The organism is Streptomyces sp. NPDC044984, assembly GCF_040646935.1.
Lineage (GTDB): Bacteria > Actinomycetota > Actinomycetes > Streptomycetales > Streptomycetaceae > Streptomyces.
The window spans coordinates 58,334-76,820 of sequence record NZ_JBEZBE010000034.1; the positions used below are offsets into that span (position 1 = coordinate 58,334).

The window sequence follows — 18,487 nt, forward strand, 5'->3', positions numbered from 1 at the left end:
GCCTGACTTTGTATCAGCTATCTGCGGTTCGCCCGTACCAGCAGGTAGACGAGGAAGGGGCCGCCGATCGCCGCGGTGACCACGCCGACCGGGAGACCGACGGGCAGCGCCTTGCGCGCGACCAGGTCCGAGCCGATCAGCAGCAGCGCCCCCACCATGCCGGAGGCGGCCATCGGCGGCGTCGGGCACCGCACGAGGCGCATCGCCACCTGCGGCGCGACCAGCGCGACGAACGGGACCGGGCCCGCCGCGCCCACCGCCACGGCGGCCAGCAGCACCGCGCACAGCAGCAGGACCGCCCGCACCGCCGAGTGACGCACGCCCAGGCCCGCGGCGACGTCGTCGCCGAGGTGCATCGGCCTGAACTGGAACGCGACGCCGGTGACGACGGCCAGGAGGACGAGCGTGCCCCAGAGCGCCGGCATGACGTCGTCCCACGACCGGTTGTCCAGGGAGCCGACCAGCCAGGCCTGGGCCTGGGCCACGTCCCTGATGTCGGCCGTGGCCAGCAGCCAGGTCGTGATCGACTCCATCACGGCGCTCACCGAGATGCCGATGAGGATGAGCCGGAAGCCGTCGATCCCGCGCCGCCAGGCGAGGAAGTACACCAGAAGACCCGTACCGAGACCGCCCGCGAGGGCTGCCGTGGACAGGCCCACGGAGTCGGTGATCGCCGCGGCCGTCCCGCCGGACACCGTCACCAGGAACACCGCGGTCGCGCTCGCGCCCAGGGTGATTCCCAGAACGTCCGGGCTGGCCAGCGGGTTGCGGGCGACGGACTGCGTGATCGCCCCGGACACCCCCAGCGCGATCCCCACGACGAGCCCGGCGAGGGCCCGCGGCATCCGCAAGTCCATGATCACGAACTCGTCGACCTGTTCCCCCTGCCCGAGGATCGTGGAGATCACCCGGGACAGGCCGATCGGGAAGTCCCCGACGCCGATGGACACGCAGAACAGCAGGAGGCTCACGGCCGCCAGCAGGGCCGTGACGAGGACGGCCCGGGGCCGCCATACGAACGACACGGGGCCGAGCCGTACGCCCGGCGCCACCGTCGGCTTCACCTCCGTCCCGTTCATGCGTTCCTGAACTTTCCGCGCCACACCATGACGGCGAAGAAGGGGGCGCCCAGGAGGGCGACGAGGACACCCGCGTCCAGCTCGCCCGGCCGCACCACCACCCGGCCCACGATGTCGCAGACCAGGAGGACGATCGCGCCGAGCAGACCCGCGCAGGGCGCCAGCCAGCGGTAGTCGGGCCCGGTCAGGTACCGGGCCACGTGGGCCACCATGAGTCCGAGGAACGCGATGGGACCGCACGCGGTCGTCGCCGCGCCCGCGAGCAGCGTGATGGCGGTGACGCCGACGGTCCGGCTGAGCGCGATGTTCACGCCCAGTCCGCGCGCCACGTCGTCGCCCAGGTTGAGCAGGTTGATCGCGGGCAGCGTGGTCAGTGCCAGCAGCAGTCCGGCCGCGATGAACGCGGTCATCGGCCAGATGACGTCGAATCCGACACCGGCCACGGAGCCCGAGTTCCAGAACCGCAGCGCGTTCAGGGACTTCTGGTCCGAGAGCGCGACGGCCGTGGTCATCGCGGCGAGGAACACCGTGACCCCCTGGCCGGCCAGGGCGAGGGTCAGCGGATTGCCCGCCCCCCGCCCGATGCTCGCCAGCCCGAACACCACCACACCGGCGACCGCCGCCCCCAGGAAGCCGAACCAGACGTACTGGAACGGGTCGGAGAGGCCGAACAGGGCGATCACCGACACCACGGCGAACGAGGCACCGGAGTTCACCCCCAGCAGGCCCGTGTCGGCGATCGGGTTGCGCGTGTACCCCTGGATCAGCGCTCCGCCGACCCCGAGGGCGATGCCCGCCACGATCGCGAGCACCGTCCGGGGCACCCGGACGGTCCGCACGATGAGCCGGATCTCGGTGAGCCGCTGGTCGGGGTCGGGCGGCGCGGACAGCCCGTGCCACACCTCGGCGGGACTCAACGCGCGCGCGCCGACGGCCAGCGACACCGCCGCCGCGATCACGAGAATCCCCACCAGGATGCCCAGACCCACAACTCGCCGCCGTCTGACCCGTGTTGTGGCCACGGTCGCGGGGCGCTCCACTGCAGTCGTGCCCATGTGGACGTACGTTATCCCTTTGATCAACCCCGGCGGGCGTGGTCGCCCGCGCCGTCGGCGACCGTCCGGGCCTCGTCGGAGGCCGACTTGCGGCCCCGGTCGAGGAGCGAGTCCAGGATGTCGCCGACCCTGACGGCGGTGTTGGACAGCAGGGACGAGGTGATGCCGTGGGTGTGCTCCGTGCCGCCCTGCAGGTAGATCCCGCAGCCCAGTTCGGGATCCGTCGCCACGCGGTAGTCACGTTCGACACGGACCCGGCCCTCGTCGTCGCGCAGGCAGCGGTCGGCGACCTCGCCGAGCAGGCCGACGGGGTCGGCGGGGCGGTAACCGGTGGCGAAGACCGCCACGTCGGCGTCGAGGAGGGTCTCCTCGCCGGTGACGAGGGAGGTGACGGTGGCGCGCACCTTGTCCGGCGTCTCCTCGACGTCGGTGAGCCGGGAGACGTTGAGGAAGCGCAGCCGCTCGGTGCCGAGGACCTTCTCCCGGTACATCTGCCGGTACAGGTCGTCGATCAGGTCGATGTCCACCACGGAGTAGTTGGTGTTGCCGTGGTAGTCCATCAGCCGGCGCTTGACGGTCTCCGGCGCGGTGAAGAACTCGTCGACGGCCCCGGGGTCGAAGATGCGGTTGGCGAAGCCGCTGTCGTCGGCGGGGCTGTAGCCGTAGCGGGAGAAGACGGCGCAGATCTCGGCGTCGGGGAACCGGCGGTGGAGGTAGGCGACGTTCTCGGCGGCGCTCTGTCCGGCGCCCACGACGACGAACCGGGAGGGCGAGGTCCCCTCCAGTTCATCCACCTTCGACAGGAGTTCGGAGTTGTGCCAGACACGGGCGCCGCGCTCCACGCCCTCCGGCATCAGGGGGCGCAGGCCGGTGCCGATGACGAGGTTGCGCGCGCGGTGGACCGCGAGCCCTTCCCCCGACCGGACCGTCACGTCCAGGTACTCCACGGAACCGTCACGGACCACGGGCATGACGCCGACGACCTCGTGGCCGTAGGAGACCAGGTCGTCGACCTGGCCGGCGGCCCACTCGAAGTAGTCGTGGAACTCCACCCGCAGCGGGAAGAGGTTCTTGTGGTTGATGAAGTCGATCAGCCGTCCCCTGCTCTTGAGGTAGCACAGGAAGCTGAACTCGCTGGCCGGGTTCCGGAGCGTCACCAGGTCCTTGAGGAAGGACACCTGCATGGTCGCGTCGTCGATGAGCATGCCTCGGTGCCAGCCGAAGCGCGGCTGCTGCTCGAAGAAGCGCGCGGTGACCGCTTCCTCGCCGCCGACGCGTGCGTTGTGCTCGCTGAGCGCGATCGCCATGGCCACGTTGGACGGCCCGAAGCCGATACCAATGAGGTCGTGGATCGGAGGGGCGTCGCCGGGACGAGCCTGTGCCATGTCACTCCCATCGTGCGGTGCGGCCGCCGTGCGGGGGCAGGCGGCCGTTGGTCATGCATCGGGAAGTACGGGCGTCCGGGCATGCCGAAGATCAGCCGCCCCGAACTTAGGTAAGGCTAAGCTCAGCCTCACGGGCTGTCCATAGACAAAACGGGCACCCGGGGCGCGTCGACCGTCAACACACCCGTGAATGCGCCCCGTTGACCACTTAGGTAAGCCTTGCTTTACTGATCGCGGTCATTCCCTGCCCCGAGGAGGAACCCCATGCGGGTCGTCATGTTCGGCTACCAGACCTGGGGGCACCGCACCCTGCGAGCCCTCCTGGACTCCGAGCACGACGTGGTCCTGGTCGTGACCCACCCCAAGAGCGAGCACGCGTACGAGAAGATCTGGAGCGACTCGGTCGCCGACCTCGCCGAGGAGAACGGCGTACCGGTCGTGATCCGCAACCGCCCCGACGACGACGAGCTGTTCGACCGCCTCAAGGAGGCCGACCCGGACGTCATCGTGGCCAACAACTGGCGGACGTGGATCCCCCCGCGCATCTTCGGCCTGCCCCGCCACGGCACCCTGAACGTGCACGACTCGCTGCTGCCGAAGTACGCCGGCTTCTCCCCGCTGATCTGGGCGCTCATCAACGGCGAACCCGAAGTGGGCGTCACCGCGCACATGATGAACGACGAGCTCGACGCCGGTGACATCGTGCGGCAGGAGTCGGTCCCGGTCGGACCGACGGACACCGCGACCGACCTCTTCCACAAGACCGTCGACCTCATCGCACCGGTCACCATCGGCGCCCTCGACCTGATCGCCTCCGGGCGGACGGAGTTCACCAAGCAGGACCGCTCGCAGGCGAGCTTCTTCCACAAGCGGTCCATCGAGGACAGCCGCATCGACTGGACATGGCCGGCCGCGGACCTGGAGCGCCTGGTCCGCGCCCAGTCCGAGCCGTACCCCAGCGCCTTCACCTTCCACAAGGGCAAGCGGCTCGAGGTCCTGGCCGCCGTCGTCTCCGAGGGGCGGTACGGCGGCACGCCCGGCCGCGTCTTCTACCGCGAGGGCGACGGCGTGGTGATCGTCGCCGGCGCCGACGCCCGCACCGGCCGCAACCACGGCCTCGCCCTCACCCGCGTACGGACCGAGGACGGCCGGGAGCTGCCCGCGACCGAGTACTTCACCTCCATGGGCGGTTATCTGACGAACCGCCCCTGAGCCGCCGGGCGGCACGGCGTCGAGCGGCCCGTGCGGCGACGCCCGAGGCGCTCGAGGACGACGTCGGCGCTTGACCTGAACCGGACTTGAGCTTCTACGTTCGTCGCACAGCCGCCGGAGCCGACCGGCGGTGCCTTTCGAGGAGGTTCGTCATGGCCGAGCGCATGGACGGCACGGAGATCCCCGACCGTTACCGCTATGCGGTGGTCCCGCACATCATGGTCGACGACGCCGCCGCGGCGATCGACTTCTACCGGCGGGCGTTCGGCGCCCGCGAGGACTTCAGGGTCGACGCTCCCGGCGGCGGGATCCTGCACGCCGAGATCACTATCGGGCGGTCGGCGCTGATGCTGGGCGACGCGAGCGTGGACGAGGCGGAGGCCGGCTCCTTCGCCGCGCCGTCCTCGCTCGGCGGGGGCACCTCCGTCACGCTGCACGTCTTCGTGCCGGACGTCGACGCCCTGGCGGAGCGCGCGGAGGCGGCCGGCGCCGAGATCCTCCAGCCGCCGACCGACATGTTCCACGGCGACCGCACCGTCATCCTCAAGGATCCCTCGGGCCACATGTGGGTCTTCCTGACTCACCTGGAGGACGTCCCGGAGGAGGAGCTGCGGCGGCGCCTGGCCGCCGCCGGGTGACCGCTCCCGGCGGGCACGGCCGTGCGGCGGCGGGCGAAGTCCACGGTGCGGGCGAAGCAGTCCTCGACGTCCTCGTCGCCCAGGCCCACCCAGAGGTGGTCGCCGCCGCCGAGGAGCCGCAGGTCGGGGTCGTGACCGGCGGCCCGCAGGGCGTCGGCGAGGCGGACGGACTGCCGGGCGGGGACCAGCACGTCGTCGGTGCCGTGCAGGATCAGGAAGGGCGGCGCCTGGGGGCCGACGTGGGTGACCGGACTGGCGTCGCGGGCCGTGCCGGTCCGCTCCGCCGGGGCTCCGCCGAGCAGCAGGGCCTCGAAGGTGGACGGGTCACGGGCGTCGTAGGCGCCCTCGGGGTGGTCCTCGGCGAGTGCGGGCAGATCGGTGGGGGCGTACCAGGTGACGCAGCCGGAGACGGTGCCGGCGGGCCGGGTGAGGGCGGTCAGGGCCGCGAGGTGTCCGCCGGCCGACTCGCCCCACAGGACGGTCCGCGCGGTGTCCAGGCCGAGGTCGGCGGCGCGGGTGCGCAGCCAGGTGAGGCAGGCGGCCAGGTCGTCGGTCTGGGCGGGGTGGGGGGCCTCGCCGCTGAGGCGGTAGTCGGGGCAGGCGACGACGAACCCGGCCCGGGCGAGCCGGGCGAAGGGGCCGGGGTTCCAGTGGCGGAAGCGAGGGCCCAGGTCGTCGCGCAGGCCCGTGCGCCAGGCGCCGCCGTGGACGAAGACCACGACCGGGACGGGTCCCGCGGTGTCCTCGGGGAGCCACAGGTCGACGGCGAGCGGGCGGCTGCCCTCGGGGACGGCGTAGACGGCGCCGCGCAGCAGCCGCACGCCGTCGGCGGGGTGCGCGGGGTGCGGCAGGGGCAGCGCGGCCGGGTCGGGCGGGGCCAGGAGGTGGAAGGGGAACGTCACGGTGGGTGCCTTACGTCAGCGGGCCGTACGGGGCAGGATGCGGCGGGCGTTGGCGGTGGTGAGCGCGCGCCAGCTGCCGGCGCCGTCGGGTGCCGGGGCGGCGTCCAGGCCCGCGACGTGGGCCTCCACCCCGGCGGCGGGGGTCCAGCAGTGGTCGCTGCCGTACAGGAGCCGGTCGCTGCCGACGAGGTTCAGCAGGGCGGGGAGCTGGCGGGGCAGCGCGGGTCCCGCGAGGTCGTAGTGGAGGCGGCGGAGCTGTTCGACGGCGCCGGGGGCCGCGGTGCCCTCGGGCATGAACATCTTCATGAAGCCGTCGATGCGGTCGGCCAGCACCGGCAGGGCGCCACCGCAGTGCGGCACGATCACCGTGAGGCCGCGGTGGCGGTCCAGCGTCCCGGCCATGAGCAGGTCGGTGACGGTGCGGGCGGTGTCGAAGATGAACTCGATCATCGGCCGGGGGCGTCCGAGGGCGGACCGCTCCCAGCACACCGGGGACGTGGGGTGCAGGAAGACGACGGCGCGGCGCCGGCCGAGCTCGGCCCAGACGGGCTCCAGGTCCGGGTCGCCGAGGTAGGTGCCGTGGGTGTTGGTCTCCAGGACCACCCCGTCGGCGTGCAGGGTGTCGTAGGCGTACGCGATCTCCTCCAGGGCGCCGTCGACGTCCGGGAGCGGCAGTGAGGCGAACAGGCCGAAGCGGCCCGGGTGGTCGCGTACGGCCTGGGCGCCGGCCTCGTTGACCTCGCGGGCCAGGCGGCGGGCGGCGGTGTCGTCGCCGAAGTGGACGCCCGGCGAGGAGATCGAGAGCATCGAGGTCTCGATACCGCAGCGGTCCATCAGCTCCAGGTGCGCGGCCGCCGACCAGGTGGGCCAGGCGGGGACCCCGTCGGGGAGCTCGTGTCCGGCCTCGCGGGCCCGGCGGACGTAGGAGTCGGTGAGGAAGTGGGCGTGGACGTCGAGGTATCCGGGGGTGTCAGGGGACACGGGGGGTTCCTTCTTCTGCGGCGGACGGATCTTCTGCGGCGGACGCAGGAGGGGCGGGACGGCGCCGGGCCTGGCGGTCGCGTACGGCGGTGGCGGCGCGTTCGCCGAGCACGATGCCGGCCAGCCCGGTCAGGCCGAGGAGCGGCGGGGCGGGTGAGGTGAGGTCCATCGCCCAGTAGAGCGCCCCCATGAGCAGGCCGGCCGCGAAGGAGAGGGCGGCCTTGCGGAGGAAGCCGCGCGTGGCTCCGGCGGCGCTCACAGGGTCTCCAGCACTGCCTGGCCCAGCAGCATGCCCAGCAGTCCGGCCAGCGCGACGGGGGGCGGTGCGGGCGACTCGACCCGCACCAGCACGTAGGCCACGCCGACCAGCGCTCCGGCGATCAGTGCCTTCAGGTACGGCATGGACCGCTCAGCTTCCGGTGCGCCACTCGTGACCGGGCAGGAAGGTCACGTCGTACCGCTGCGGCACGGTGCCGAACTTGTGCGGCTCGGGCACGAACGGCCGCCGGGGCAGGCCGAGTTCCTCGGTGGGGGTGCCGAGGTTCTCGAAGAACCGCTCGAAGGTGCCGCCCGGTCCCGCGGCCACGCCGACGATCCGGCTGTGGTGGCGTTCGATGCGGTAGGCGTGCGGGCAGTTCTTGGGCACGAACCCGAAGTCGCCCGCGGTGAGCAGCTTCTCGTACTGCTCGCCCTCGAGGTCCTCGACGAACAGCCGCACCGCGCCGTCGGTGATGTAGAAGACCTCGTAGGTGTCGGGGTGGGAGTGGGCGGGGATGGTGTCGCCCTTCGGGCCCTCGCAGGTGAAGAAGTTGAAGGTGTTCTCGGTCTGCTCGCCGCCGGCGTAGACGGTGAACAGGTCGGTGAACAGGTGGGCGCGGTCGCCCCGGCCCTTCTCGATGAAGTACGGCTTGCCCGGCTCGGGCGGGATGTGGGAGCGCTCGCGGTAGCGGGTGGCGAACTCGATGGTCATGGTGGTCCTTCCCGTCGGAGAGGTGGGAGAAAGAAGGAAAGAAGGAAAAGGGACTCGGCCGGGGCGTCGGCGGCCCGCGCCCCGCCCGTGTCGGCCGTCCTCCTCACGCTAGACCGGCGGGGAGGGACGGACTGCGTACACTCGGGCACGTGATGAAGGAAAACGGACAGTTCCCCGTGGGCCGTGGACCGGACGGCGTCCCCGCCCTGGCCTACCTCCCGACGCCCGGCAGGCCGCCGGGTCTGGAGGTCCTCGACCTGCCGGGCCTCGCCGCCCGCGCCGAGGAGCGGGGGCTGCCCCTCACGGTGCCCGGACGTCCGGCCTTCCACGTGGTCGTCGCGGCCCGCGGCGGGCGGCTCGCGTGCTCGGTGGACTTCACCTCGTACCTCCTCACGCCGGGTGACTGGCTGTGGGTGTGGCCCGGACAGGTGCTCCGGTTCCCGGACGGGCACCGGGGCTGCGACGCCACCGTCCTGGTCTTCCCGACGGGTTTCCCCGGCGCGGCGACGGACGCGCTCATCCGGGACGGCGCGCACGTCCCGCACCGCCTCGTCACGCCGGACGAGCCGCGGCAGAGAGCCCTGCTGCGGCTCCTGGACGCCCTGGTCGAGGAGCACGCCGCGCTGTCCGACCTGTCGCTGGAGGCGTACGTCGAGACGCTGCGGAACCTGCTGTCGGTGATCCTGATCCGGCTCGTCCGTCTCGCCGACCCGCGGCGGCGGGGGCGTGACGGCGGCGGCGAACCGTTCCAGCTGTTCCGTGCGGCCGTCGAGGAGGACTTCCGCCGGACCCACCGGGTCGAGGACTACGCCGCCCGGCTCGGCTACAGTCCCCGCACCCTGACCCGGGCCACCCGGGCGGCCCTCGGCTGCGGCGCCAAGCGCTACATCGACGACCGGGTGCTGCTGGAGGCGAAGCGTCTGCTGGTCCACAGCTCGCTGCCGCCCGCCGCCATCGGCGAGCACCTCGGGTTCACCTATCCGACGGTCTTCAGCGCCTTCTTCCGCCAGCACACCGGCATGACGCCGACCGGGTTCCGGTCGCTGACGAGGCCCTGAGGGCGGAGGTCAGCCGCCGGCGGGGTCCTCCTCGGGGTCGCGCAGCCGCGGGATGAAGACGGAGAGCACCAGGGCCACGGCCGTGACCGCGGCGCCGAGCCAGAAGATCCCGGAGTAACCGGCGTCGAGGTAGAAGGCGGTGCCCTCGACGGTGGTGCTGTTCGCGCCGAGGACGGCGTAGGCACCGGCGGTCACGACGGCGCCGAACAGGCTGATGAGCATGTTGAGCATGCCGCTGCCCAGCCCCTGTTCGTCGGGCGAGACCACGCCGATCACCAGGACCGGCGCCACCGCGACGACCACGCCGGAGCCGAGGTTGGCGACGCAGGAGGTGACGACGAGCTGGAGTTCGTCGCCGTGGAAGAAGCCCACGAGGGTGTAGCCGACGGCCATGACCGCGAGGCCCGCGCACCACACCCGGCGCGCGTCGAAGCGGCGCAGGTACCGGCTGACCAGCATGCCGGTGCCGAACATCACCAGGTTCCAGCTCACGCTGACGACGGCGTTGTGGTGGGCCGTCCAGCCGAGCCCGTCCGAGACGCCCGGGATGGCGGGGTACAGGGCGAGCAGGATGGCGAGGCCCGGCATGGTGAAGGCGACCGTCTGGCCGAGACCGCCGGCCGTCAGCGCCAGGGCGACCGGGCGGCGGCGCAGGACCCGCAGGTCCAGGATCGGGTGGGCGCTGGAGCGCTCGACGATCAGGAAGGCGGTCAGCGCGGCGGCCCCCGCACCGAGCCAGCCCAGGGTCCGCACGTCCGCCCAGCCCCAGCTCTGCCCCTGGCCGAGGGCGTAGACCACGGCCGTCAGGCCACCGCCGAGGACCAGGCCGCCCGGCCAGTCGAGACGGGACCCGAAGGCGTGCCGGGGGGTCTCCGGGACCAGCAGCGCGATCAGCGCGAAGGCGACCGCGGTGGCGACGGCGAGGAACCACAGGACCCCGCGGTACCCCCAGGTGTCGATCAGCCATCCCGCGAGGAACGGGGAGCCGAGGGCCACCAGGCCGACGCTGCTGCCCATGATGCCGCTCGCCTGCTTCACCAGCCGGGACGGGAAGACGTCCCGCACGGCGGCGAACGACAGGGCGCCGAAGGGCCCGTAGCACCCGGCGATCGCCCGGCCGGCGAGGACCAGCCAGAAGCTGCCGGCCAGCGCGGCCAGCAGTTCGCCGAGGGCACCCAGGGCCGTCATCGCGAGCATGACGCGCCGCTTGCCGTACAGGTCGCCCAGCTTGATCACGAAGGGGGTGAGCAGGGTCGACACCAGGGTGAGGGTCAGGCCGAACCACACCACCTGGGTGGTGTGGAACGCCTGGGCGACGCCCGCGACGGCGTTGGCGCCGAGGATGCCGCCCGCGGCGAGCAACTGGGTCGGCCAGGCGAGTGCGATGAGGATCAGGACCAGGCGGGGTGTCCACCGTCCGTCCGCGGGGTCGCGGGGCGCGTGGTCGACCGTGGGGCTTGATGACGGCGTCGTCATGCCAGCCCTCCTTTCACGGAGGTGCCGAAGGAAGGGGGGAGCATGTGGGGGAAGGGCGGAGGACAGGCGGTCGTGACGCGTGGTTCACGGGGATGTGACAGCGCGGCAACCTGTCGTCGCGTGGGTCGATGATGACCCGAACACCTAGTGACCGCTAGGTTTCGAGAGTGTGGCCCACCTCACACAGTCGGCGCACAGAGGGCACGGCCGGCCGCCGCCCCGCACCCCGCCGGTACTGTTCTGGCATGGCGACACCCAGGGGACCCCGCGGCCACTACACGGCGGGCCGGGCGCGGCGCACGCAGATTCTGGAGGCCGCCCTGCTGCGCTTCGGCAGGGACGGCTACCGCAAGACCTCCCTCGCCCGCGTCGCACGGGACGCCGAGATCACCGACGCCGGACTGCTGCACCACTTCCGCGACAAGCAGCAGCTGCTGCTCGCGGTCGTCGAGTACTGGCACGAACGCATGGACGTGCGCTGGGAGCGCGTCTCCGACTCGGTGCGGGACGCCTTCCGCTGCCACCTGGAGGACACGGCCGAGACGCTCGGCATGCCCGGCATGGTGGAACTGGCGGTCGTGCTGACCGCCGAGGCCACCGCGCCCGACCATCCGGCCCACGACCACTTCACCACCTGGCAGGAGAAGGGCGTCGCGGAGCTCGCCGACCGGCTGCGGGCCGGCAGCGACAGCGGCGAGCTGCTCCCCGGGCTGGACCACGAGGGCATCGCCCGCGAGTGCGTCGCCGTGGACGCGGGCCTGCAGCAGCAGTGGCTGGCCTCGGGGCGGTCCTTCGACCTGATCGCGGTCATGCGCGCCCACCTCGACCGCCTGCTGCGGGGCATCTCCACGGACGGGCGGGGGCTGTAGACACCCCTTCGGAGCCGACGGAGCCCGGCGGTTCCGTTTGATTGTCATGAGCATGACTTAACACCCCGGACGGCACCCCGCGCGTGGCGCACGTCACGCACTCGAACACCTAGCAATCACTAGGTGTTCGCTGCATGATCGTGCCTGCTCCCCCGCCACCGCCGAGAAGGGCGCCATGAACCACCACTGGACCGCACGCGTCGTCAGCCCCCGCACGTCCGCGCCCGCCGAGGGTGCCCGCCCGGCCGCGCTGCTACGGAGCGAGTTCACCGCGCGGACGGCCGTACGGTCCGCGCGGCTCCTGGTCACGGCCCTCGGCGTGTACGAACTGGAGCTCAACGGCACCACGGTGGGCGACCACGTGCTGGCCCCCGGCTGGACGAGCTACCGCCACCGCCACCGCTACCAGTCCTTCGACGTCACCCCCCTGGTCCGCGAGGGCCGCAACGCCTGGGGCGCCCACCTCGCCGACGGCTGGTACCGGGGCCTGCTCGGCTTCAACGGCGGCACCCGGGACGTCTACGGCGAGCGCACCGGGCTCCTCGCCGAACTGCACCTCGAGTACGCCGACGGCACCACCGGGACCGTCACCACCGGGGACGGCTGGCGCTGGAGCGCCGGGCCGGTCCTCGCCGCCGGTCTGTACGAGGGCGAGGAGTACGACGCCCGCCGGGAACGGACGGGCTTCAGCGAAGCCGGATTCGACGACTCGGCGTGGCAGCCGGCCGACGTCGTCGACTTCGACACCACCGTCCTCTTCCCCGCCGACAGCCCGCCGGTGCGCCGCACCGAACACCTCGCGCCCGTCGCGGTCACCACCTCGCCCACCGGGCGCACGGTCCTCGACTTCGGCCAGAACCTCGTCGGACGGCTGCGCATCCGGGTCCGCGGCGAGGCCGGCCGCACGGTGACCCTCCGCCACGCGGAGGTCCTCGAGGACGGCGACCTCTGCACGCGCCCGCTGCGGCACGCCGTCGCCACCGACCGCTACGTCCTGCGCGGCGACCCGGCGGGCGAGGAGTGGGAACCCCGCTTCACCTTCCACGGCTTCCGCTACGCCGACGTCGAGGGCTGGCCCGGCGACCTCGACCCGGCCGACGTCACGGCCGTGGTCGTCCACAGCGACCTGCGTCGCACGGGCTGGTTCTCCTGCTCGGACGCCTCCCTGAACCGGCTGCACGAGAACGTGGTGTGGGGGATGCGCGGCAACTTCGTCGACGTGCCCACCGACTGCCCGCAGCGCGACGAACGGCTCGGCTGGACCGGGGACGTCCAGGTCTTCGCCCCCACCGCCGCCTTCCTCCACGACGTCCGCGACTTCCTGCGCTCCTGGCTGCGCGACCTCGCCGCCGACCAGGGCGCCGACGAACGGCGCGTGCCGCCGGTGTTCAGCCCCGACATCCCGGTGATCACCCCGGTGCCGATCCCGCCCGGCAACCCGCCGATGGCCGGCTGGTGCGACGCGGCCGTCGTCGTGCCCTGGGTGCTGTACGAGCGCTACGGCGACACGGAGGTGCTGCGCGCCCAGTACCCGTCGATGCGCGCCTGGGTCGACGCCGTCGACCGCCTGGCCGGACCGGACCGGATCTGGGGCGAGGGATTCCAGTTCGGCGACTGGCTGGACCCGACCGCCCCGGCGGACGACCCCGGCCGCGCGATGACGTCGTCCGCCCTGGTCGCCACGGCGTACTTCGCGCACTCCGCGCGGCTGCTGGCCCGCACCGCGGAGGTCCTGGACGACCACGACGAAGCCGTCCGCCACCACGCCCTGGCCGACGCGGTCCGCGACGCCTTCCTCGCCCGTTTCCACGCCGGCGGCGGACGCCTGACGGAGGAGACGCAGACCGCCTACGCCCTCGCCCTGTGCTTCCGGCTGCTCGAGGACGACGCCGAGCGCGCCGAGGCCGGACGCCGGCTGGCCGCCCTGGTGGCGGAGCGCGGCCACCGCATCGGCACCGGGTTCCTCGGCACCCCCCTGGTGTGCGACGCGCTGGCCGGCACCGGACACGTGGACACCGCCTACCGGCTGCTGACGCAGCGGGCGTGCCCGTCCTGGCTGTACCAGGTCGACATGGGCGCCACCACCGTGTGGGAACGCTGGGACAGCATGCTTCCCGACGGCAGCGTCAACCCCGGCGAGATGACCTCCTTCAACCACTACGCGCTCGGCGCGGTCGCCGACTGGATGCACCGCACCGTGGCCGGTCTGGCTCCCGCCGAGCCGGGCTACCGGCGGCTGCTGGTCCGTCCCCGCCCCGGAGGCGGCCTCACCTGGGCCCGGGCCGAACACGAGACGCCGTACGGCCGGGCCGAGGCCGGGTGGAGCCGGGAGGGCGACCGGCTGCGCGTCGACGTCGTCGTGCCGCCCGACGTCACCGCGCTGGTCGACCTCCCGGATGCGGAGCCCGTGGAGGCCGGACCCGGCCGGCACACCTTCTACACGCCGTTCCCCGGGACCACGCCGCTCCCCGGGACCACGCCGCTCCCCGGGACCGCGCCGCTCCCCGGGACCGCGCCGTCCCCCGGGACCGCGCGGTGACGTCCGACGCGGCCACGCGGTGACGTCCGACGGCCACGCGGTGACGTCCGACGACCGCCTCACCCGACCCAGTACGAGGAGCACACACATGACCCACACCAGCCTGCCCGACACCTTCCTGTGGGGCGTGGCCACCGCGGGACACCAGAACGAGGGCGACAACAGCGCCAGTGACACCTGGTTCCTGGAGCACACGACACCCTCGCTGTTCCGCGAGCCGAGCGGTCCGGCGTGCCGCGGCTACCAGCGGTGGGCGACGGACCTCGACCTGGCCGCGGGCCTCGGGCTCAACGCCTTCCGGTTCTCCGTCGAGTGGGCCCGCGTCGAACCCGAGCGCGGCGTCGTCTCCGCCGAGGCCCTCGACCACTACGAGCGCAAGGTCGACGGCTGCCTCGAACGCGGGCTCGCCCCCCTGGTGACGTTCAGCCACTTCACCGCACCGCACTGGTTCGCCGCGGCCGGTTCCTGGACCGCCGCCGACGCCGCCGACCGCTTCGCCGAGCAGTGCGACCGCGTGATGGCGCGCTTCGGCGACCGCATCGCCTGCGGCGTCACCCTGAACGAGCCCAACCTGGAACAGCTGCTGCAGGCGGGCGCGAAGCTCCCCGCCGAGGCCGAGACGCTCAAGGCCCGGATGCTCGAGGCGGCCGCACACGCCGCCGGGAGCGACACCTACGCCAGTGCGAACGTCATCCCCGCCCACCGGCAGGACGAGTTCCAGGCCGCGTTCACCCGGGCGCACCGGGCCGCCCGCGACGCGATCAAGGCCCGCCGCGCCGACCTGCCCGTCGGCGTCTCCATCGCCATCGCCGACGAAGTGGCCCTCCCGGGCGGTGAGGAACGCCGGGACGCCAAGCGTGCCGCCGTCTACGACCACTGGCTGCGCGAGGCACGCCACGACGACTTCATCGGTGTGCAGAACTACGAGCGGATCGTCCACGGCCCCGACGGCGAGGTGACGCCCGACGGCGAACGCAACGGGATGGGCACCGTCATCGAGCCCGCGTCCCTCGCGGGCGCCGTGCGCTACGCCCACGAGGTGGCGGGGGTGCCGGTCCTCGTCACCGAACACGGCATCCAGACCCCGGACGACGCGCAGCGCGCCGCCTTCGTCCCCGCCGCCGTCGAACACCTCGCGGCCGAGGTGCGCGCGGGGACGCCCGTCCTCGGGTACTGCCACTGGACGCTCATGGACAACTTCGAGTGGATCTTCGGGTACGGCGCCCAGCTCGGGCTCCACGAGGTCGACCGCGACACCTTCGAGCGCCGCCCGAAGCCGAGCGCGAAGGCGTACGCGGACGTGGTGCGGCGCCACCGGGGCCCGCACGTGTGACCCGGCGCCCGGAGCTGAGCCGGCGATCGACCGGGCAGGGGTGGGGACGCGGGGGCGAACGGCGACGGGGAGCGCTCCCGGTCGGTGGGACGGGGGTCCGGCCGGCCGGACCCCCGTCGGAGGTCAGCTCGTGGGGAAGTTGTCAGGGGTGCTGATCCGGCTCTTGAGCAGCGCCCCGGACTCGGTCAGCACGCCACTGCCGCTGTAGTCGGTGCCGTTGCAGGTGCCGGGCCTGAACGCCGCGCTGCCCTCGTTGGCGTCGGAGTAGGTCCAGTTCGCGTAACTGATCCTCAGCTGGTCGAGCAGGTCCAGCCAGGCCGTGCTGCTCGCCCGGTCCACCGCTCCGCCGCCGGTGGCGCTCACCGTGCCGAACTCGGAGACGAACAGCGGCAGTCGCGAGGCCGCCCGGCTCACCGTGGCGCGGTAGTTGTCCTTGTGGCTCGCGGCGTAGAAGTGGAACGCGTACATGATGTTGGTGGCGTTGACGGGGTTGTCGACGACCTCGCTCTCGCTGGAGCCGTCCGAGACTCCCAGCGAGGACCAGCCGCGGGTGCCGACGATGACGACGGCGTCCGGGTCGGCGGCCCGGATCACCGGGATGACCTGCTCGGCGTAGCTCTTGATGGCCGCCCAGCTCACGCCGTTGGGCTCATTGGCTATCTCGTAGATCACGTTCTTCTTGCCGGCGTTGCGGGCGGCGACGGAGGCGAAGAACGTCTTCGCGCGGTCGAGGTTGAAGTTCGGGTCGCCCGGCGTGAGGGTGTGGAAGTCGATCACGGCGTACATGCCACGGGCCTCGGCCATGTCGACGAGGCTGTTCACGCGGCCGGTGAAGCCCGCGGGGTCGGTCTCGTAACCGTCCTCCTGCACGTACATGGCGATGCGCAGCAGGTCCGACCGCCAGTCCTTCGCGAGCGCGTCCAGGGACGCGGTGTTGTAGCACCGGTTGAACCACTGGATGCCGTGGGTGCTCATGCCGCGCAGCTGGATGGGGCGGTCGTGCTGGTTGCACAGGTTCACTCCGCAGACGTGGAGCTGTCCGTTGACGTCCACGGGGGTGCCGTCGCCCGGGGTGGGCGGGGGCTCTTCGACGGAGCCCGTGCAGGCGACGCCGTTGAGCGTGAACGCCGTGGGCCGCGGGTTGGCACCCGTGAAGGAGCCGGTGAATCCCACGTCGGCGGTCGCGCCGGTGGCCAGCGTGCGGTTCCAGTCGACAGCGGTGGCGGTGACCGCGGAGCCGGACTGCGCCCAGGTGGCGTTCCAGCCCTGGACGACCTTCTGCCCGGCGTCCGGCATGGTGAACCCGAGCGTCCACCCGGAGACGGGGTCGCCCAGGTTGGTGATCTTCACTCCGGCCTGGAAGCCGCCCTGCCACTGGCTGGCGACCGTGTAGTCGACCCTGCAGCCGGTGGCGGCCGCCGCCTGCGGACCGGACAGTGCCGTGAGGCCCAGGACCGTCGCGCAGGTGGCCAGTAAGGCCAAAAAGCGTTTCACAGCGTTCCTCCTCATGCGATGCGAGTACAGCGTGATACACGCGATGGGAGCGCTCCCAAAGCCCGTCGGCCCGAGACCGTACACCGGTGCGCCGATGCGCGATAGCCGTGTGACGGCCGAAGAATGCCGCGGCGCGGGTGACCGCTGTTCAGACGGAGGCGGACGGGGCCGTCGACGCCCGGACCGCCGCCCTGGCCGTCCTGGTCGACACGGCCAACCGGCTCGGTTCCCCCGTCACGGCACCTCGCGGCGCACGAGCGCCTCGGCGAAGGGCTCGCCGGCACGGCGGGCGTACGCCATCCGCTCGCGCACCTCCCTCAGCGTGCGCGGGCGGTACCCGGGCCCGCCGCAGCAGCTCTTGTGGAAGTGGGCTCCCGCGTGCAGCAGACGCCCGGGACGACGGCGAGACGCCGGAGCGCCTGGCCCGCACCACCGAGGATCTGGCGCGCGCCGCCGTGAGCAACCTCGGCCCGTAGCCATGCGATGACGCCCGCCGCGAGGGCGTCCGGCTCGTGCTGATCCGGCTCGCCGCCGCTCCGCCGCTCCGCCGCTCCGCTCGCCTCGCCGACGGGCGCGCGTCACGTCGTCCGCGGCCTTCCCCGCCCTCGCCCGCACATGCCGAGCCTTGACCGCATACAGTCAGCGAGGTTCAACAGGGGAGGGAAACCCGCACGTGAAGCACGTGAAGCACCACATCACCCGCCGCGCCGCCACCGCGTTACTGTGCGCCGTCACCACCGTGATCCTCACCGGCTGCGGCCCGGACGGTACCGGGGCCGACGCGAAGAGCACCGCGTCGGCGACCGGGGCGAAGCACGCGTTCGACACCATGACGCTTGAGCAGATCGACCATCAGGCCCGGGAAGCCCTCGGGAACACCACCAGCATGCGCTTCATCGGCAAGGCCGACAGCGACGGCCGACAGATGGAGGTCGACCTGGCCATGGACGTCCACGGCTCCTGCAACGGCACGGTGGACACCTCCCCCGGCGCCATGCGCATCATCAAGAAGGGTTCCCTCGTCCACGTCAAGGCCGGGGAGGACTTCTGGCGGGCCACCTTCAGCCGCGGGATGACAGCCGAGCAGGCCGAGGAGATGGTCGACCTCTTCACGGGCCGCTGGATCAAGCCACCCAGAGGGATGTCGGAGATCCTCGGGCGCATGTGCGGCGGTTTCGACGCCCTGCTCGAGGGACTGGACCCCCTGTCCGACGGAAGCGCCACCCGCGAGGCCGATGCCACCGTGGGCGGCCGGCCGGTCGCCGTGCTCACCGAGAGGACCACGACCGAGACCACGACCGTCTACATCGCCAAGGAGGGCGAGCCCCACCTCCTGCGGGCCACGGCCACAGGCGGTGATGTGTCCATGGACCTCACCTTCACCGACCACGACAAGCCCGTCGACACCACCCCGCCGCCGCCCGACCAGGTCCTCGACCCCACCACGCTCCGCTGATCCCGCGTGCGTGCCCGCCCGGCCGGTGAATCCGCCGGCC

General features: G+C 72.5%; 17 protein-coding genes and 1 pseudogene. 7 read left to right on the forward strand and 11 right to left on the reverse strand.

Annotated features, from left to right (window positions below):
• Positions 1-17: 17 nt before the first annotated feature.
• From AB0A94_RS30365 to AB0A94_RS30375, 3 genes are read right to left on the reverse strand one after another with little or no spacing between them, the layout of a single operon-like run.
• Complete coding sequence (locus tag AB0A94_RS30365; RefSeq protein WP_361749145.1) at positions 18-1,079, reverse strand: iron chelate uptake ABC transporter family permease subunit; 1,062 nt, start codon at positions 1,077-1,079, stop codon at positions 18-20.
• Positions 1,076-2,134: an iron ABC transporter permease gene (locus tag AB0A94_RS30370; protein ID WP_361749146.1), complete on the reverse strand. Its 1,059-nt coding sequence runs from the start codon at positions 2,132-2,134 to the stop codon at positions 1,076-1,078. Before AB0A94_RS30370 ends, AB0A94_RS30365 begins: the two co-directional genes overlap by 4 nt.
• Positions 2,135-2,157: 23 nt before the next feature.
• Positions 2,158-3,519 (reverse strand): lysine N(6)-hydroxylase/L-ornithine N(5)-oxygenase family protein, encoded by a 1,362-nt coding sequence (locus AB0A94_RS30375; protein WP_361749147.1) that lies wholly within the window; start codon positions 3,517-3,519, stop codon positions 2,158-2,160.
• Between the two features lie 264 nt (positions 3,520-3,783).
• Here AB0A94_RS30375 and AB0A94_RS30380 point away from each other — a divergent pair, with 264 nt between their 5' ends.
• Together AB0A94_RS30380 and AB0A94_RS30385 are read left to right on the forward strand one after the other, a co-directional pair.
• Positions 3,784-4,731 (forward strand): methionyl-tRNA formyltransferase, encoded by a 948-nt coding sequence (locus tag AB0A94_RS30380; RefSeq protein ID WP_361749148.1) that lies wholly within the window; start codon positions 3,784-3,786, stop codon positions 4,729-4,731.
• A 164-nt stretch (positions 4,732-4,895) separates the two neighbouring features.
• Positions 4,896-5,369 (forward strand): VOC family protein, encoded by a 474-nt coding sequence (locus tag AB0A94_RS30385; protein WP_361749172.1) that lies wholly within the window; start codon positions 4,896-4,898, stop codon positions 5,367-5,369.
• On the opposite strand, the gene AB0A94_RS30390 is transcribed toward AB0A94_RS30385, so the two are convergent.
• From AB0A94_RS30390 to AB0A94_RS30410, 5 genes are read right to left on the reverse strand one after another with little or no spacing between them, the layout of a single operon-like run.
• Positions 5,312-6,271 carry an alpha/beta hydrolase gene (locus AB0A94_RS30390; RefSeq protein WP_361749149.1) on the reverse strand — a complete coding sequence of 320 codons (960 nt, stop codon included), beginning with the start codon at positions 6,269-6,271 and terminating at the stop codon, positions 5,312-5,314. The two genes, AB0A94_RS30385 and AB0A94_RS30390, sit on opposite strands and share 58 nt — an antisense overlap.
• 15 nt (positions 6,272-6,286) lie before the next feature.
• A complete protein-coding gene (locus AB0A94_RS30395) occupies positions 6,287-7,252 on the reverse strand; it encodes an amidohydrolase family protein (RefSeq protein ID WP_361749150.1) in 966 nt (321 codons plus the stop codon).
• On the reverse strand, positions 7,242-7,511 hold the full coding sequence (locus AB0A94_RS30400) for a DUF1427 family protein (protein ID WP_361749151.1): 270 nt from the start codon (positions 7,509-7,511) through the stop codon (positions 7,242-7,244). The genes AB0A94_RS30395 and AB0A94_RS30400 overlap by 11 nt, the downstream gene beginning before the upstream one ends.
• The gene (locus AB0A94_RS30405) at positions 7,508-7,654 is read right to left on the reverse strand and encodes a DUF1427 family protein (protein ID WP_361749152.1); all 147 of its coding nucleotides are present in this window, start codon (positions 7,652-7,654) and stop codon (positions 7,508-7,510) included. The genes AB0A94_RS30400 and AB0A94_RS30405 overlap by 4 nt, the downstream gene beginning before the upstream one ends.
• A gap of 7 nt (positions 7,655-7,661) precedes the next feature.
• The gene (locus AB0A94_RS30410; RefSeq protein WP_361749153.1) at positions 7,662-8,222 is read right to left on the reverse strand and encodes a quercetin 2,3-dioxygenase; all 561 of its coding nucleotides are present in this window, start codon (positions 8,220-8,222) and stop codon (positions 7,662-7,664) included.
• A gap of 152 nt (positions 8,223-8,374) precedes the next feature.
• Here AB0A94_RS30410 and AB0A94_RS30415 point away from each other — a divergent pair, with 152 nt between their 5' ends.
• Positions 8,375-9,280: an AraC family transcriptional regulator gene (locus tag AB0A94_RS30415; protein WP_361749173.1), complete on the forward strand. Its 906-nt coding sequence runs from the start codon at positions 8,375-8,377 to the stop codon at positions 9,278-9,280.
• Between the two features lie 9 nt (positions 9,281-9,289).
• On the opposite strand, the gene AB0A94_RS30420 is transcribed toward AB0A94_RS30415, so the two are convergent.
• A complete protein-coding gene (locus tag AB0A94_RS30420; protein WP_361749154.1) occupies positions 9,290-10,756 on the reverse strand; it encodes an MFS transporter in 1,467 nt (488 codons plus the stop codon).
• Positions 10,757-11,001: 245 nt separating this feature from the next.
• On the opposite strand from AB0A94_RS30420, the gene AB0A94_RS30425 reads away from it, so the two are divergent.
• The 3 genes from AB0A94_RS30425 to AB0A94_RS30435 all read left to right on the forward strand — a co-directional run bounded on the left by AB0A94_RS30425 (position 11,002) and on the right by AB0A94_RS30435 (position 15,497).
• Positions 11,002-11,625, forward strand: coding sequence for a TetR/AcrR family transcriptional regulator (locus AB0A94_RS30425; RefSeq protein ID WP_361749155.1), 624 nt, complete (start codon positions 11,002-11,004; stop codon positions 11,623-11,625).
• A gap of 175 nt (positions 11,626-11,800) precedes the next feature.
• The gene (locus AB0A94_RS30430) at positions 11,801-14,164 is read left to right on the forward strand and encodes a family 78 glycoside hydrolase catalytic domain (RefSeq protein WP_361749156.1); all 2,364 of its coding nucleotides are present in this window, start codon (positions 11,801-11,803) and stop codon (positions 14,162-14,164) included.
• 88 nt (positions 14,165-14,252) lie between these two features.
• Positions 14,253-15,497: a family 1 glycosylhydrolase gene (locus tag AB0A94_RS30435; protein WP_361749157.1), complete on the forward strand. Its 1,245-nt coding sequence runs from the start codon at positions 14,253-14,255 to the stop codon at positions 15,495-15,497.
• 123 nt (positions 15,498-15,620) lie between these two features.
• Here AB0A94_RS30435 and AB0A94_RS30440 read toward each other — a convergent pair whose 3' ends face one another.
• The gene (locus tag AB0A94_RS30440; protein WP_361749158.1) at positions 15,621-16,991 is read right to left on the reverse strand and encodes a cellulase family glycosylhydrolase; all 1,371 of its coding nucleotides are present in this window, start codon (positions 16,989-16,991) and stop codon (positions 15,621-15,623) included.
• Positions 16,992-17,225: 234 nt separating this feature from the next.
• Positions 17,226-17,378 (reverse strand): annotated as a pseudogene (locus tag AB0A94_RS30445) (deoxyxylulose-5-phosphate synthase); the annotation flags it as partial.
• 286 nt (positions 17,379-17,664) lie between these two features.
• On the opposite strand from AB0A94_RS30445, the gene AB0A94_RS30450 reads away from it, so the two are divergent.
• Positions 17,665-18,447: a hypothetical protein gene (locus AB0A94_RS30450; protein WP_361749159.1), complete on the forward strand. Its 783-nt coding sequence runs from the start codon at positions 17,665-17,667 to the stop codon at positions 18,445-18,447.
• Positions 18,448-18,487 lie beyond the last annotated feature (40 nt).